The organism is Rhizobium phaseoli, assembly GCF_001664385.1.
Taxonomy (GTDB): domain Bacteria; phylum Pseudomonadota; class Alphaproteobacteria; order Rhizobiales; family Rhizobiaceae; genus Rhizobium; species Rhizobium phaseoli.
Map to the genome: position 1 here is coordinate 1,919,845 of NZ_CP013532.1, position 13,812 is coordinate 1,933,656.

Sequence of the window (13,812 nt, forward strand, 5' to 3'; positions counted from 1 at the left end):
CTATAGGTATGAACAGGGCAAAGCGGCGTCAATGGGCAGATGCGGCAACGGGCAGAATGACGGTGAAGAATGACGATTGACAGACGGGCTTTAGGTTTCGGCGGCAGCGAAAGGGCGGTCTATGCGGCAGACCCCTGGACCACGCGTGGGCGTCTCTATCCGGAAGACGACAGCCCGACGCGTTCGGATTTCCAGCGCGACCGCGACCGCATCGTCCACACGACGGCCTTCCGCCGGCTGAAGCACAAGACCCAGGTCTTCATCGCCCAGGACGGCGATCATTATCGCACCCGGCTGACGCATACGATCGAGGTGGCGCAGATCGCGCGCGCGCTCGCCCGCGCCCTGAAACTCGACGAGGACCTGGCCGAGGGCGTGGCGCTCGTGCACGACTTCGGCCATACGCCGTTCGGCCATACCGGCGAGGACGCATTGCATGAGGTGTTGCTCCCTTATGGCGGCTTCGACCACAACGCCCAATCGCTGCGCATCGTGACCAAGCTGGAGCGGCGTTATGCCGAATTCGACGGCATCAATCTGACATGGGAAAGCCTCGAAGGCCTCGTCAAGCACAATGGTCCGCTGCTGACGCCGGATGGTGTGGGCACACGCGGCCCGGTCCCGCAGCCGATCCTCGATTATTGCGAACTGCACGATCTCGAGCTTGCAACCTACGCCAGCCTCGAGGCCCAGGTCGCGGCGATCGCCGACGACATCGCCTACAATACCCACGATATCGACGACGGTCTGCGCTCCGGCTATCTGACCTTCGAGATGCTGGAGGAAATCCCGTTTCTGGCGGGGTTGATGGCCGAGGTGAGGGCGCGATACCCGCATCTGGAACCGAGCCGCTTCACCCATGAGATCATGCGTCGGCAGATCACCCGCATGGTTGAGGACGTGATCGGCGTCGCCCAGCAGCGTCTTTCACTTCTTCGCCCTCAGAGCGCAGCCGACATCCGCGCTGCCGACCGTATGATCGCGACCTTCTCCGACGCGATGGCCGAAACCGACAGGCAGATCAAGGCGATGCTCTTCAAACGAATCTACCGCAATCCCGATATCATGCGCATCCGCGCCGGCGCTGCTCAGATCGTCACCGACCTCTTTGGCGCCTACATGGCCAGCCCCAAGGAGATGCAAAGCCATTACTGGGTCGATCATATCGCCGGCCTAGCCGATGCGCCGAAGGCTCGCCATGTCGGAGACTATTTGGCCGGCATGACCGACACCTATGCAATCAGTGCCCACAGGCGATTGTTTGACCACACTCCGGATTTGCGATAGGCAGCGGTCGCCCGCCGAAGGCCGATTTGCGCCTTTGGCACAGCCTATGCATGGAAGAGTGCGATGAACCTTTTTACCGACTTCGAAGCCAGGATCAAAACCGCCCTTGAACAGATCGATCTGGTCAGGGAAAAGCGATCCGAACTCGATTTCGGCCGCATCACCGTCGAGCCGCCGCGCGATGCGAGCCATGGCGACGTTGCGACCAACGCCGCGATGGTGCTGGCAAAGCCGCTCGGGTCCAACCCTCGCGCGCTTGCCGACGTCATCATCGCCAAGCTCAAGGAAGACGCCGACGTCGCCGATGTCTCGGTCGCCGGTCCCGGCTTCATCAACATCCGTCTCTCCGTCGGTTATTGGCAGCGGCTGCTCGCCTCGATGATCAACTCCGGTACCGACTATGGACGCTCGACCCTCGGTGCAGGCCGCAAGGTTAACGTCGAATATGTCTCGGCCAATCCAACCGGTCCGATGCATGTCGGGCATTGCCGTGGCGCCGTCGTCGGCGACGCGCTCGCCAACCTGCTCGCTTTCGCCGGCTATGGCGTCGAGAAGGAATATTACATCAACGACGCCGGCTCGCAGATCGATGTGCTCGCCCGTTCAGTCTTCCTGCGTTATCGCGAAGCGCTCGGCGAACGGATCGGTGAAATCCCCTCGGGTCTCTACCCCGGCGATTATCTGGTGCCCGTCGGCCAGTCACTTGCCGCCGATTACGGCGTGCGGCTGCACAACATGCCGGAAGAGCAATGGATGCCGATCGTCAAGGATCGCACCATCAGCGCGATGATGGTTATGATCCGGGAAGATCTGGCGGCGCTGAACGTCCATCACGATATCTTCTTCTCCGAACGCACTTTGCACGCCAATGGCGCGGCTGCGATCCGAACGGCGATCAACGACCTGACCTTCAAGGGTTACGTTTACAAGGGCACTCTGCCGCCGCCGAAGGGTCAGCTTCCCGAGGACTGGGAGGATCGCGAACAGACACTGTTCCGCTCGACCGAAGTGGGCGACGACATGGACCGGCCGCTGATTAAGTCGGACGGCTCCTACACCTATTTCGCGGCCGACGTCGCCTACTTCAAGAACAAGTTCGACCGCGGTTTCGACGAGATGATCTATGTGCTCGGCGCCGACCATGGCGGCTATGTCAAGCGCCTGGAAGCAGTGGCGCGCGGCGTTTCGAACGGTAAGGCGAAGCTGACGGTGCTGCTCTGCCAACTGGTCAAGCTCTATCGCAACGGTGAACCGGTGAAGATGTCGAAACGCTCCGGCGATTTTGTCACGCTTCGCGACGTTGTCGAGGAAGTCGGCCGTGATTCGGTCCGCTTCATGATGCTTTACCGCAAGAATTCCGAACCGCTGGACTTCGATTTCGCCAAGGTGACGGAACAGTCCAAGGACAATCCTGTTTTTTACGTTCAGTATGCGCATGCCCGCTGCATGTCGGTCTTCCGGCAGGCGAGGGAGGCTTTCCCCGGCCTCGAAGTATCGGCTGAAGATCTTGCGAAAGCCGTTGCTGGCATTGGCGATCCGGCCGAATTGCAGCTCGTCGCCAAGCTCGCCGAATTCCCGCGTGTGGTCGAAGCAGCGGCTCAGTCGCAGGAGCCGCATCGCATCGCTTTTTACCTCTACGACCTCGCCAGTTCCTTCCACGCGCATTGGAACAAAGGTAAAGATCAGACGGAATTACGATTTGTTAATGATAAAAACCGAGAATCAAGTATTGCCAGACTTGGGCTGGTGTACGCCGTCGCTTCGGTTTTGAAGTCGGGACTTGCCATTACAGGCACTGCCGCACCTGACGAAATGCGATAACGTCACCATTTCCCCACAATGCGCTGGCATTTGAGCGTTGGCGTTTGCGAGTGGGAAAAGCATGGCTGAGAAACAACTTGCGTATGATACGCGCGGAAAAGACGATCTGTTCGCTGACGACGATCCGTTGGCCGAGCTTGCTCGTATCGTCGGGTTCGAACCGCGTGTTGCAGCGAATACGGTAAGCGAAGCCGCACGGCGCGAGCCTGCCCTCGATCTTGAGGACGAGCTTGGTCGCGAGTTCGACCGTTACGATTCCCCGCGTCCACTCGCTGAACTCGACCATCCGGCCGAGCCGATTTCCGATGGCTTTGCGCCCGAAGATTATGTCGAGCCCGTTCTCGATGCCGCCCCGGCTGTCGAGCGTGTGCAGGCTCCGGAACCTGTCTCCGTTGCGTCTGTCGCCGATGAAGAAGCAGCGCAACCTGCGGCAGGAAATTGGGACGTTGCCGCTGCCGATTGGAGGGGCGGCCCGCAGCCGCTTTCCGTCGACCCCGTTTCCGAGGCGCCCACCCAGGCAGCCTTCGGTGGCGCCCGCGATCTGATCGAAGAGCTCGAATTGTCGATCGGTGCGGCGCCCGTCTCTTCTCTTGCGCAGCCCGCCAAGGCCCCGCAATGGTCGGCCGCCAGCATCAGGCTACCGCTTGCCAATTTCCACGCGCCGAAACGCGAGGAGCCGGTTGCTCCGCCTGTGGATGTGGTCGAGCCGGCGGCCGAAACCGTCGCCGCGCCGGTGGCAAAGGTAGCCGACGAACCTGTGGCTGAAACATCGCTCGCCGATTCTGTGGCGGTAGAGCCGCAGCCTGCGGTCGAGCAGTCGGCGCCCGTCGCCGCTGTCGAGCCTGCCGAGGAATTTGTCTCCGCTTCGCCGTCATTTGGGTTTCCCGCTGAGCTTGATCGTCACGATGAGGCAATTGCGCCGCAAGAGACTGCCGAAGCCGAAGAGTTCTTTGCCGTCGAGGACGGTCCGGATGAGTTCAGCTCCGACGCCGGTTTCGATCTTGCTGCCGCTGTGGAAGGCGAGATCCAGGCTGATGCCGCTCTAACCGAAGTCGTACCGGACGTTCCGCACACCGCCGGCACTTTCGATCTCGACGATCTCCTGGCCGACGTCTCGCGCTATCCGGTGCCGCATCCGGTATTGCAGCGCGCCAATCTGGCGCCTGTCTCGCCGCAGCCAGCCGCCGAGGCCGCCCCAGTAGCCGCCGCACCGGTTCAGACTGCGCCGGTCGTCGCTGCACCGGTCCTGTCCGCTCCCGTTGAAAGGGTTCCTGCCCATGTCGCCGAAGTGGCAAAGCCGGTTGCGCCCCAGCCTGCCGATGTCACCGCGCCCCAGCCTGCCGCAACAGCATATGCCTGGGCGCCGCAGCCCGCGCCGGAGGCTGACGATCCTTTCGCTGGCCACGATTTCGAACTGGATCTTGCCGGCATCGAGCTGGAACTTGCCGATCTCGATTTTTCCGAGGCATCCGAGCCTGCACCGCAGCCACAGCCACAGCCGCAGCCGGCACCCGCTGCGCCCCAGCAGGCGACTGCGCCCACGCGGTCCACACCGGTCTTTGCTGCCGAACCGCCGGCCGTAGCTCCTGCGCCTGTTTTCAACTGGTCGCCCGCCCCAGAAGCGCCCGCCCCGGAAGCGCCCGCCGCAGAATCGACCGAAGACCTGCCTTTCGATCCGGCGATGATCTCCGATCCGGAGGAACGTCCCGAGACCGTCGACGACATGCACGTGCCGGCACTGCCCCCGGTCGAGCAGCCCGCTCCGGTCGCGAAAACGGCGGATTTCGATTTCGATCTCGACGCGGAGATCGCGAGCTTTTTTGAACCGGCCAAGCCGCGGGAAGTTCCGGCGTCGCCGCGTGATACCGCTGTCGCGGCCAAGCCGGTCAAGCCGACCATTGCTGACGGCCTCGACGATTTCGAACGGGCGCTGGAGGAGGATTTCCGCCGCAGCGTGCGCGAGCCGGTCGAGCGCCGCGAGACCTCCGAGGTCCACATCGAATCGGCAAGCCAGGCCGCCGATTTCAGTCGCGCCCGTTCCATGCGCCGGTTGCTTGCCGGAGCTGTCGTGCTGGTGGTCTTCGCCGGCGTCGGTTATGGCGTCTATTCCTCCGTCTGGAACGGCGAGGGACTTGGCATTGTCGCATCCGGCGAGCCGCGCGTGATCACCGCCGATAAGGAGCCGGTCAAGGTCGTTCCGGAAAATCCCGGCGGCAAGACCGTGCCCAACCAGGACAAGGCCGTTTATGACCGCGTCGCGGGTTCTGCCGAGGAGCCGAAGCAGAAGGCGCTCGTGTCGTCCGACGAGGCGCCCGTCGATGTCGTCCAGCGTACGCTGACACCGGAAGCGCTGCCCGAGGACGACGAGAACGCCGGCGCCGAGGATCGGGTCACGCCGACGGCGGTCGGTGAGACGGAGGATCCGCGTCTGCTGCCGAACCAGGCCACCGCCGACGACGCGTCCGCAAGCGGCGCCGACAAGACGCCGTCTGTTTCGCCCCGCAAGGTCCGCACGATGATCGTCAAGCCTGACGGCACCCTGGTCGCCCGCGACGAGATCGCGCCGCTCGATCAGCCGGAACCAGCCGCAAAGTCTGCCCAGACACCGCCGTCGGCCCAGCCGCCGGTCACGGCTCAGTCCGCGCCGTCGACCCCGGCCGTGCCGCCGGCTACCGGAACGGCTGCAAGCTTCCCGGCAAGCGCCGAGGTTGCTTCCGTCGATGCGCGTTCCGCAGCACCGGCCGAATCCGCCCCGGCCCAGGGTTCGCCTGCCGCAACTGCCGACGCGCAGACGGCAAATCCCGCCCCCGTCGATGCGCCGGCACGGCCGGTCAAGACGACGACGATCGCCGATACGGCCCCGATTCCGACTGCCCGCCCGGCCGATCAGCCCGTCAATGTCGTCGGCACCGTCACCGATAAGGGTAATGTCCGTACGCCGGCGCAGCAGCCGAAGCCGACGCAGGTCGCTTCCGCCACCCCGGCCGCCGCTCAGCCGCAGCAGGCCGCATCCGCCGGCGGTTACGGCCTCCAGATCGCTTCGCTGCCATCGGAAGACGAGGCGAATAAGTCCTATGCCAGCCTGTCGAAGAAATTCGCCGGCGTGCTTAGCGGCCGCGCCCATGAGATCCGCAAGGCCGATATCGCCGGCAAGGGCACGTTCTACCGTGTCCGAATCCCGGTCGGCTCCAAGGACGAGGCCGCAGCACTCTGCGAGAAATATCGTGCGGCCGGTGGAAGCTGCCTCATCTCGAAATAACGTCGGATCGTAAATTGAAGAGCGGCGGGCCGGATCGGTCCGCCGCTCTTTTTTGTGCATCGCGCCCGACCTTGCTCGCATTTGGCGGGCCGCCATCTATGATTTTCAAATGACCGAATCAAAAGCGATGATCCTTGGCTGCAGCGCCCTTGCCCTCACATCCGAAGAGAAGGCGTTCTTCCGGGGCGAACGGCCCTGGGGCTTCATCCTCTTCGGGCGCAACATCTCCGAAGCCTCGCAGATCGCCGATCTCGTCGCCGAGCTGCGCGACAGCGTCGGCTGGCATGCGCCGGTACTGATCGACCAGGAAGGCGGCCGCGTCCAGCGGATCCGTCCGCCTGTGCTGGCGCGCTATCCCTCGGGTCAAGCCCTCGGGGATCTCTATCGCCGTGACCCGGCGCTTGGGCTGCGCGCCGCCTGGGTTATGTCGCGGCTGCACGCCTTCGACCTCTCGAAGCTTGGCATCGATGTCGATTGCCTGCCGGTGCTGGACGTGCCGGTCGAAGGCAGCAGCAACGTGATCGGCGACCGTGCCTATGGCGGTGATCCCGGGACCGTCATCGCGATGGGCCGCGCGGCTGCCGAAGGGCTGAAGGCCGGCGGCCTGCTGCCTGTGATGAAGCATATGCCCGGCCACGGCCGCGGTTTTGCCGATTCCCATCTGGAGTTGCCGGTCGTCACCGTCTCGCGCGATGAACTGGAAGCCCATGATTTCCCGCCCTTCGTCGCGATGAAGGACGAGTTGATGGCGATGACCTGCCACGTCGTCTTCACCGCCATCGATCCTGACAATCCGGCGACGACCTCACGCAAGGTGATCGACGGCGTCATCCGCGAGCATATCGGCTTCGGCGGTCTGCTGCTGTCCGACGACAGTTCGATGAACGCTCTTTCCGGCACGATCGGCGAGCGTGCGGCGAATATCATTGCAGGCGGATGCGATATCATGCTGCATTGCAATGGCCATATGGACGAGATGCGGGATGTGGTGGCAAATGTTCCGCCGCTCGCCGGTGCGTCGCTCGCCCGAACGAAAGCGGTGGAAGCGGGCTTCGCCGCGCCGGATGGCGCCGATGAGGCGGAGTTGAGAGCGGAATTCGAAGCGATGTTTGCAATCGTGTGATCGCAGAGGAGCAGGATGGTGAACACGGTCAAGGGCACGGAGCGTCCGCAGGCGGCAACGCCGATGGACAAGCTGTGGCAGGACAACGGCGCCGAGCGCGCCAGCCACGAGCCGGCGCTGGTGATCGACGTCGCCGGTTTCGAAGGTCCGCTTGACCTGTTGCTCTATCTCGCCCGCAACCAGAAGGTCGACCTGTCGCGCATTTCGGTGCTGGCGCTTGCCGAGCAATATTTGCAGTTCGTTGAAAGCGCCCGGCGGATCCGCATCGAGCTTGCCGCCGACTATCTCGTCATGGCGGCCTGGCTTGCCTATCTCAAGTCGCGGCTGCTCATCCCCCAGCAGGTCAAGGATGATGGCCCCTCGGGCGAGGAGATGGCGGCAACGCTGGCTTTCCGCCTGAAACGCCTCGAAGCCATGCGCCAGGCGGCCGAAGGCCTCGTCAACCGCAACCGCCTCGGCCGCGATATCTTCGCGCGCGGCGCGCCCGAGCATATTCCCGACCGGCAGCAATCGGCTTATGTGGCGAGCCTTTACGATCTCCTGACCGCCTATGCGGCGCTGCGCCAGCGCCACGCCATCACCCAGGTGACGATCGAGAGACGCAATGTCTGGTCGTTGACCGACGCGCGCGAGCTACTGACTCAGATGATCGGCGAGGTCGGCGACTGGACGGCGATGGAGCATTATCTGCTGCGTTATCTCGCGGCGCCCGAGGAACGTGTCACGGCGATCGCCAGCGCCTTTGCCGCCTCGCTGGAGCTGGTGCGCGAGGGCAAGCTCGAAATCCGCCAGGACGGAGCCTTTCAGCCGATCTATATGCGCCGCGGACCGAAACATGCGACGCTGCAGGTGGTGGAACAGGAGCGGCCGGCTTGATCGATCTGAAGGGCGAAGAGGATTTCGAGGAAGAGGGCCGCGATCTGCAGGCCGAGATCGAGGCCGAGCGCATCGCCGAGGCGCTGGTCTTCGCTTCGTCGCAGCCGGTCGCGGAAGTCTTCCTCGCCGAGCGCCTTCCCAGGAATGCCAACGTGCGCGAGATCATGCTGCGCCTGAAGGAGCAATATGCGCCGCGCGGCGTCAATCTCGTGCAGATCGAGGGGGCCTGGGCCTTCCGCACTGCCGCCGATCTCTCCTTTGTCATCCGCCGCGATGAAAACGAGGTGAAGAAGCTGTCGCGTGCCGCGCTGGAAGTCCTGTCGATCATCGCCTATCACCAGCCGGTGACGCGCGCCGAAATCGAGGATATCCGCGGCGTGCAGACATCGCGCGGCACGCTCGACGTGCTGATGGAAGCGGGCTGGGTACGGTTTCGCGGTCGCCGGCGCACGCCGGGCCGGCCGGTGACATTAGGCACGACGCGCGATTTTCTCGACCATTTCGGCCTCGAGGAGCTGCGCGATCTGCCCGGTCTCGAAGAATTGAAGGGCGCTGGCCTGCTGTCAGGCCGCATTCCGGCGAATTTCAATATTCCCTCGCCATTGATGAACGACGAGCTGAGCGAGGACGAAGACCCCATTACCCAGATGGATCTTGAAGAACTTGGGTTGCTCGCCCCGCGTTCTACCGCCGAGGATTGAAGGACTTCGTCTTGCTTTTGCCATGCATGACGAAAACAATGGTGCCCACCATTTTTCGGCGGGTCTGTGACTTGTCACAAAGGGCAATACCGTGACATTAAGCGCAGTTCAAAGGGCTTGATGTTGGAAACGGTGTCGTAAATTCTTACATCATGGGAACATCGAATAAAGGGAGTAAGCGCAAATGATGGGTTCTTTTAGCATGTGGCACTGGTTGATCGTTCTGGTCATCGTGCTGTTGTTGTTCGGGCGCGGCAAGATCCCGGAACTGATGGGCGATGTCGCCAAGGGCATCAAGAGCTTCAAGAAGGGCATGACCGACGACGATGCGCCGGACACGGCAAAGACCGTCGATCACAAGGCCGACGAAACGAAGTAATCAAGTCCGGGAAAGAGCGCAGCCCCCGCGCTTCCCGTCCAGGAGCCTTGCATGTTCGATATTGGCTGGACCGAGCTTTTGGTCATCGCGGTCGTACTGATCGTCGTTGTCGGTCCCAAGGATTTGCCGCCGATGCTGCGCGCTTTCGGCAAGATGACGCAGCGCGCCCGCAAGGTGGCGGGTGAGTTCCGCGCGCAGTTTGACGAAGCGCTGCGCGAGGCAGAGCTCGACGATGTCCGCCAGGCGATCGGCGACGCCCAGAAGCTCAATCCGGTCAACAGCCTGCGCGAGGCAATGAACCCCCTTCGCCAGATGGGCAACGAGATCAAGGCCGACCTGCAGAAAGCAAGCACGCCCTCTGAGAACAAGACCGAAGTGCCGCCGGCTGCAATATCCACCCCGACGCCATCGATGAGCCTGCCGGAAACGCCGCCGCTGGTGCCGACGCCGGCTCCAGCGCCGGAACCCGCCGCCGCAGCATCCGTCGCGGCCGATACGGTTGCCGCCAAGCCGAAGGCTCCGCGCAAGCCGCGCCCTAAGGCTTCGGATAAGGCCGCATTTGCCATTGCCGCGCCGGTGGAAAACCCGCCTGCCGAAAAGCCGAAACGAACGACGGTTGCCAGAAAGCCTGCAACCCCGAAGAAGCCTGCGCAGACGAAGAAGAAGGACGAGGCATGAGCGGTGATATCGAAGACAAGCCGCAGCCGCTGATCGAGCACCTGATGGAGCTGCGCACGCGGCTGATCTGGTCGATCGGCGCGTTTTTCGTCGCCTTCATCGCATGCTTCTTTTTTGCCAAGCATCTCTTCAACTATCTGGTCATTCCCTACAAGACGGCGGTGGAGTGGGCGCATCTCGACGTCGAAAAGGCTCAGCTGATCTACACCGCGCCGCAGGAATTCTTCTTCACCCAGGTCAAGGTCGCCATGTTCGGCGGCCTGGTGGTCGCGTTTCCGATCATTGCCGCCCAGGTCTACAAGTTCGTGGCGCCCGGCCTTTACAAGAACGAGCGCCAGGCCTTCCTGCCGTTCCTGATCGCTTCGCCGGTCCTGTTTCTGATGGGCGCGGCACTCGTCTATTTCTTCTTCACGCCGATGGTCATGTGGTTCTTCCTGTCGATGCAGCAGGCGCCGGGGCATGACGAGGTGGCGATCTCGCTGATGCCGAAGGTCTCGGAATATCTGAGCCTGATCATGACGCTGGTCTTCTCCTTCGGCCTCGTCTTCCAGTTGCCTGTCATCACCACGCTGCTTGCCCGCGTCGGCCTGCTGACGTCGCAGTGGCTCGCCGAAAAGCGCAAGTTCGCCATCGTGCTTGCCTTCGTCGTCGCCGCCGTGCTGACGCCGCCGGACCCGATGTCTCAGATCGGCCTTGCGATACCGACGATCCTTCTCTACGAGATTTCCATCCATGCTGCGCGACTCGTCGAGCGCCAGCGTGCCCGGGAGGCGGTCGAAAAGGACAGCGGATCCGCGGACGTTGCCAAGACGGACAGCGTCTGAGGTCATCCGGAAATCCCTTCATTTACGCCGTCTCATCCGGTCGAAGCCCGGTCAGGCTTTGGCCGGGTCACTTCTGTTGCAACGACTGGAACGACGATGCTCGATATCAAATGGATCCGTGAGAATCCCGAAGCGCTCGACGCCGCCCTTGCCAAGCGCGGCGCGGAACCTCAGGCTCAAAGTCTCGTCGCCCTCGATGAAAAGCGCCGCTCCGCTGTGCAGAAGGCGCAGGACATGCTGTCCCGCCGCAATCTCGCCTCCAAGGAGATCGGTGCGGCGATGGCCCAGAAGAACGGCGAGCTCGCCGAGAAGCTGAAGGCTGAGGTCGCCGAGCTGAAGACGTTGCTGCCGGCAATCGAAGAAGAGGACCGTCAGCTGACGGCCGAACTCAACGACGCGCTGTCGCGCATCCCGAACATTCCTTTCGACGACGTCCCGGTCGGCAAGGACGAGCATGACAATGTCGTCACCCGCACTGTCGGCGAAAAGCCGCGCTGGAACCACACGCCGAAGGAGCACTTCGAAATCGGCGAGGCGCTCGGCTACATGGACTTCGAGCGAGCCGCCAAACTGTCTGGTTCGCGTTTCACCGTTCTGACCGGACCGCTCGCCAGGCTCGAACGCGCGCTCGGCCAGTTCATGATCGATCTCCACACCCGCGAGCACGGCTATACCGAAGTCAGCTCGCCGTTGATGGTTCGCGCTGAAGCGCTGTTCGGCACCGGCAATCTGCCGAAGTTCGAAGAGGATCTCTTCAAGACGACGGACGACCGGTATCTCATCCCGACTGCCGAGGTGACGCTGACCAATCTGGTGCGCGAGGAAATCCTCGAGCAGGAAAAGCTGCCGCTGCGCTTCACTGCATTGACGCCGTCCTTTCGTTCGGAAGCGGGCTCGGCCGGCCGCGACACCCGCGGCATGCTGCGCCAGCACCAGTTCTGGAAATGCGAACTCGTCTCGATCACCGATGCCGATAGCGCCATTGCCGAGCACGAGCGGATGACCGCCTGTGCGGAGGAGGTGCTGAAGCGCCTCGGTCTGCATTTCCGCACCATGACGCTTTGCACCGGCGACATGGGCTTCGGCTCGCGTAAGACCTACGATCTCGAAGTCTGGCTGCCGGGGCAGAATGCTTTCCGTGAAATCTCCTCCTGCTCGGTCTGCGGCGATTTCCAGGCCCGTCGCATGAATGCGCGCTACCGCGGCAAGGACGACAAGACCAATAGGTTCGTCCACACGCTGAACGGCTCCGGCACCGCCGTCGGCCGCTGCCTGATCGCTGTCCTCGAAAATTATTTGAACGAGGATGGTTCCGTCACGATTCCGGACGTTTTGCTGCCTTATATGGGCGGACTGACCAAGATCGAACGGGCGGCCTGAGGCGATGCGCATCCTGCTTACGAATGACGACGGCATTCATGCGGAAGGCTTGGCCGCGCTGGAGCGGATCGCCCGTACGCTATCGGACGACGTCTGGATCGTGGCGCCCGAGACGGACCAGAGCGGTCTTGCCCATTCGCTGAGCCTCTCCGAACCTCTGCGGCTGCGCAAAATCTCCGACAAGCATTTCGCCTTGCGCGGCACGCCGACCGATTGCGTCATCATGGGCATCCGTCAGGTGATGGACATCAAGCCCGATCTCGTTCTCTCCGGCGTCAATTCAGGCTCGAACGTCGCCGACGACGTGACCTATTCCGGCACGATCGCCGGCGCCATCGAAGGCACGATGCAGGGCGTGCGCTCCTTCGCACTCAGCCAGGCCTATCTCTATGAGGACGGCGCACGCATCGTGCCTTGGGAAGTCTGCGAGACGCATGCCCCGGCTCTTCTGGAAAAGCTGATGGATCTGGACCTGCCGGAGGGCACGTTCCTCAATCTCAACTTCCCAAACTGCCGTCCCGGCGAGGTCGACGGTGCCGAAGTGACTATGCAGGGCAAGCTTGCCTTCAATCTGCAGGTTGATGCCCGCTCCGACGGCCGCGGCTTTCCCTATTACTGGCTGAAATTCGGCGAACGCGCCGGCGCCTTCATCGAAGGCACCGATATTCACGCTCTGAAGCATAACAAGATTTCGGTAACGCCTTTGAAACTGGATTTGACCGATTATTCCGTGACGGACCGCGTGGCGCGGGCCCTGGGATACGGAGCACAGGTTTGACGGCAAGACTGGCGGAGAAGGAGGGCTTTGCGGCGCTCGTCCTCAGATTACGTGCCGAAGGCATCTCCGACCTCGATCTGCTGACGGCGGTCGAGCAGACGCAGCGCTCGCTGTTCGTGCCGGCTCAATTTGCCGACGATGCCTATTCGAGCCGCACGATTCCGATCGAATGCGGTTCCTTTCTAGAAGGCATCGATTTTGTCGTCCGCATCCTCCATCACCTGAAGCTAAAGCCGGGCCAGCGGGTCCTGGAAATCGGTACCGGCAGCGGCTTCACCGCCGCCGTCATGGGCCGCCTGGCCGAGCGTGTGCTGTCGATCGACCGCTATAAGACGCTGACATCGGCAGCGCAGCGGCGCATGGAATCGCTTGGTCTGCGCAACGTCGTCATCCGCCATGCCGACGGCAGCGCCGGTATGCAGGGCGAGGGCACGTTCGACCGTATCCTGGTGACGGCGGCCTTCAACGCGATGCCCCGCTTTTATACCGACCAGCTCGTTTCCGGCGGCTCGATGATCGCGCCGCTGATGATTTCCGAAAACGAATGTCGCATGGTGCGGTTGACGAAAACCGGCAGCCGTTTCGAACGCGAGGAACTGTTCGAAGCCCCTTATCTGCCGATCGTTCCGCGTCTTGCCTCGCTGCTGTAGGCACTGCGATTTTTCACCCGTAAGCTATGGTTATCAACTTCCCAAAAATATCGCTC

The 13,812-nt window shown here is 62.6% G+C and carries 12 protein-coding genes; all 12 read left to right on the forward strand.

What is annotated here, in order from left to right; all coding sequences use genetic code 11:
* Window positions 1–69 precede the first annotated feature (69 nt).
* The 12 genes from AMC88_RS09355 (at window position 70) to AMC88_RS09410 (ending at window position 13,756) form a co-directional block, all read left to right on the forward strand.
* On the forward strand, window positions 70–1,287 hold the full coding sequence (locus AMC88_RS09355) for a deoxyguanosinetriphosphate triphosphohydrolase (RefSeq protein ID WP_012483594.1): 1,218 nt from the start codon (window positions 70–72) through the stop codon (window positions 1,285–1,287).
* Window positions 1,288–1,350: 63 nt separating this feature from the next.
* Window positions 1,351–3,108, forward strand: coding sequence for an arginine--tRNA ligase (argS, locus tag AMC88_RS09360; protein WP_012483595.1), 1,758 nt, complete (start codon window positions 1,351–1,353; stop codon window positions 3,106–3,108).
* A gap of 61 nt (window positions 3,109–3,169) precedes the next feature.
* Window positions 3,170–6,367 (forward strand): SPOR domain-containing protein, encoded by a 3,198-nt coding sequence (locus AMC88_RS09365; protein WP_064825177.1) that lies wholly within the window; start codon window positions 3,170–3,172, stop codon window positions 6,365–6,367.
* Between the two features lie 109 nt (window positions 6,368–6,476).
* Window positions 6,477–7,490 carry a beta-N-acetylhexosaminidase gene (gene nagZ / locus AMC88_RS09370; RefSeq protein ID WP_041683873.1) on the forward strand — a complete coding sequence of 338 codons (1,014 nt, stop codon included), beginning with the start codon at window positions 6,477–6,479 and terminating at the stop codon, window positions 7,488–7,490.
* 18 nt (window positions 7,491–7,508) lie between these two features.
* On the forward strand, window positions 7,509–8,366 hold the full coding sequence (locus AMC88_RS09375; protein WP_029531141.1) for a segregation and condensation protein A: 858 nt from the start codon (window positions 7,509–7,511) through the stop codon (window positions 8,364–8,366).
* Window positions 8,363–9,067, forward strand: coding sequence for an SMC-Scp complex subunit ScpB (scpB, locus tag AMC88_RS09380; RefSeq protein ID WP_012483599.1), 705 nt, complete (start codon window positions 8,363–8,365; stop codon window positions 9,065–9,067). The genes AMC88_RS09375 and scpB overlap by 4 nt, the downstream gene beginning before the upstream one ends.
* Before the next feature lie 187 nt (window positions 9,068–9,254).
* Window positions 9,255–9,446: a twin-arginine translocase TatA/TatE family subunit gene (locus tag AMC88_RS09385; protein WP_012483600.1), complete on the forward strand. Its 192-nt coding sequence runs from the start codon at window positions 9,255–9,257 to the stop codon at window positions 9,444–9,446.
* Window positions 9,447–9,497: 51 nt separating this feature from the next.
* A complete protein-coding gene (gene tatB / locus AMC88_RS09390) occupies window positions 9,498–10,124 on the forward strand; it encodes a Sec-independent protein translocase protein TatB (protein ID WP_012483601.1) in 627 nt (208 codons plus the stop codon).
* On the forward strand, window positions 10,121–10,948 hold the full coding sequence (tatC, locus tag AMC88_RS09395) for a twin-arginine translocase subunit TatC (protein ID WP_012483602.1): 828 nt from the start codon (window positions 10,121–10,123) through the stop codon (window positions 10,946–10,948). Before tatB ends, tatC begins: the two co-directional genes overlap by 4 nt.
* A gap of 96 nt (window positions 10,949–11,044) precedes the next feature.
* Complete coding sequence (gene serS, locus AMC88_RS09400; protein WP_012483603.1) at window positions 11,045–12,328, forward strand: serine--tRNA ligase; 1,284 nt, start codon at window positions 11,045–11,047, stop codon at window positions 12,326–12,328.
* A gap of 4 nt (window positions 12,329–12,332) precedes the next feature.
* The gene (gene surE / locus AMC88_RS09405; protein WP_004678859.1) at window positions 12,333–13,106 is read left to right on the forward strand and encodes a 5'/3'-nucleotidase SurE; all 774 of its coding nucleotides are present in this window, start codon (window positions 12,333–12,335) and stop codon (window positions 13,104–13,106) included.
* Window positions 13,103–13,756: a protein-L-isoaspartate(D-aspartate) O-methyltransferase gene (locus AMC88_RS09410; RefSeq protein WP_010025231.1), complete on the forward strand. Its 654-nt coding sequence runs from the start codon at window positions 13,103–13,105 to the stop codon at window positions 13,754–13,756. Before surE ends, AMC88_RS09410 begins: the two co-directional genes overlap by 4 nt.
* Window positions 13,757–13,812: the final 56 nt, after the last annotated feature.

Excerpts from the sequence above, each read along its gene's own strand:
- AMC88_RS09365 (WP_064825177.1), top strand. The coding sequence starts at position 3,170 with ATGGCTGAGAAACAACTTGCGTATGATACGCGCGGAAAAGACGATCTG.
- serS (WP_012483603.1), top strand. The coding sequence starts at position 11,045 with ATGCTCGATATCAAATGGATCCGTGAGAATCCCGAAGCGCTCGACGCC.
- argS (WP_012483595.1), top strand. The coding sequence starts at position 1,351 with ATGAACCTTTTTACCGACTTCGAAGCCAGGATCAAAACCGCCCTTGAA.
- tatB (WP_012483601.1), top strand. The coding sequence starts at position 9,498 with ATGTTCGATATTGGCTGGACCGAGCTTTTGGTCATCGCGGTCGTACTG.
- AMC88_RS09355 (WP_012483594.1), top strand. The coding sequence starts at position 70 with ATGACGATTGACAGACGGGCTTTAGGTTTCGGCGGCAGCGAAAGGGCG.
- tatC (WP_012483602.1), top strand. The coding sequence starts at position 10,121 with ATGAGCGGTGATATCGAAGACAAGCCGCAGCCGCTGATCGAGCACCTG.
- nagZ (WP_041683873.1), top strand. The coding sequence starts at position 6,477 with ATGACCGAATCAAAAGCGATGATCCTTGGCTGCAGCGCCCTTGCCCTC.
- surE (WP_004678859.1), top strand. The coding sequence starts at position 12,333 with ATGCGCATCCTGCTTACGAATGACGACGGCATTCATGCGGAAGGCTTG.
- AMC88_RS09385 (WP_012483600.1), top strand. The coding sequence starts at position 9,255 with ATGGGTTCTTTTAGCATGTGGCACTGGTTGATCGTTCTGGTCATCGTG.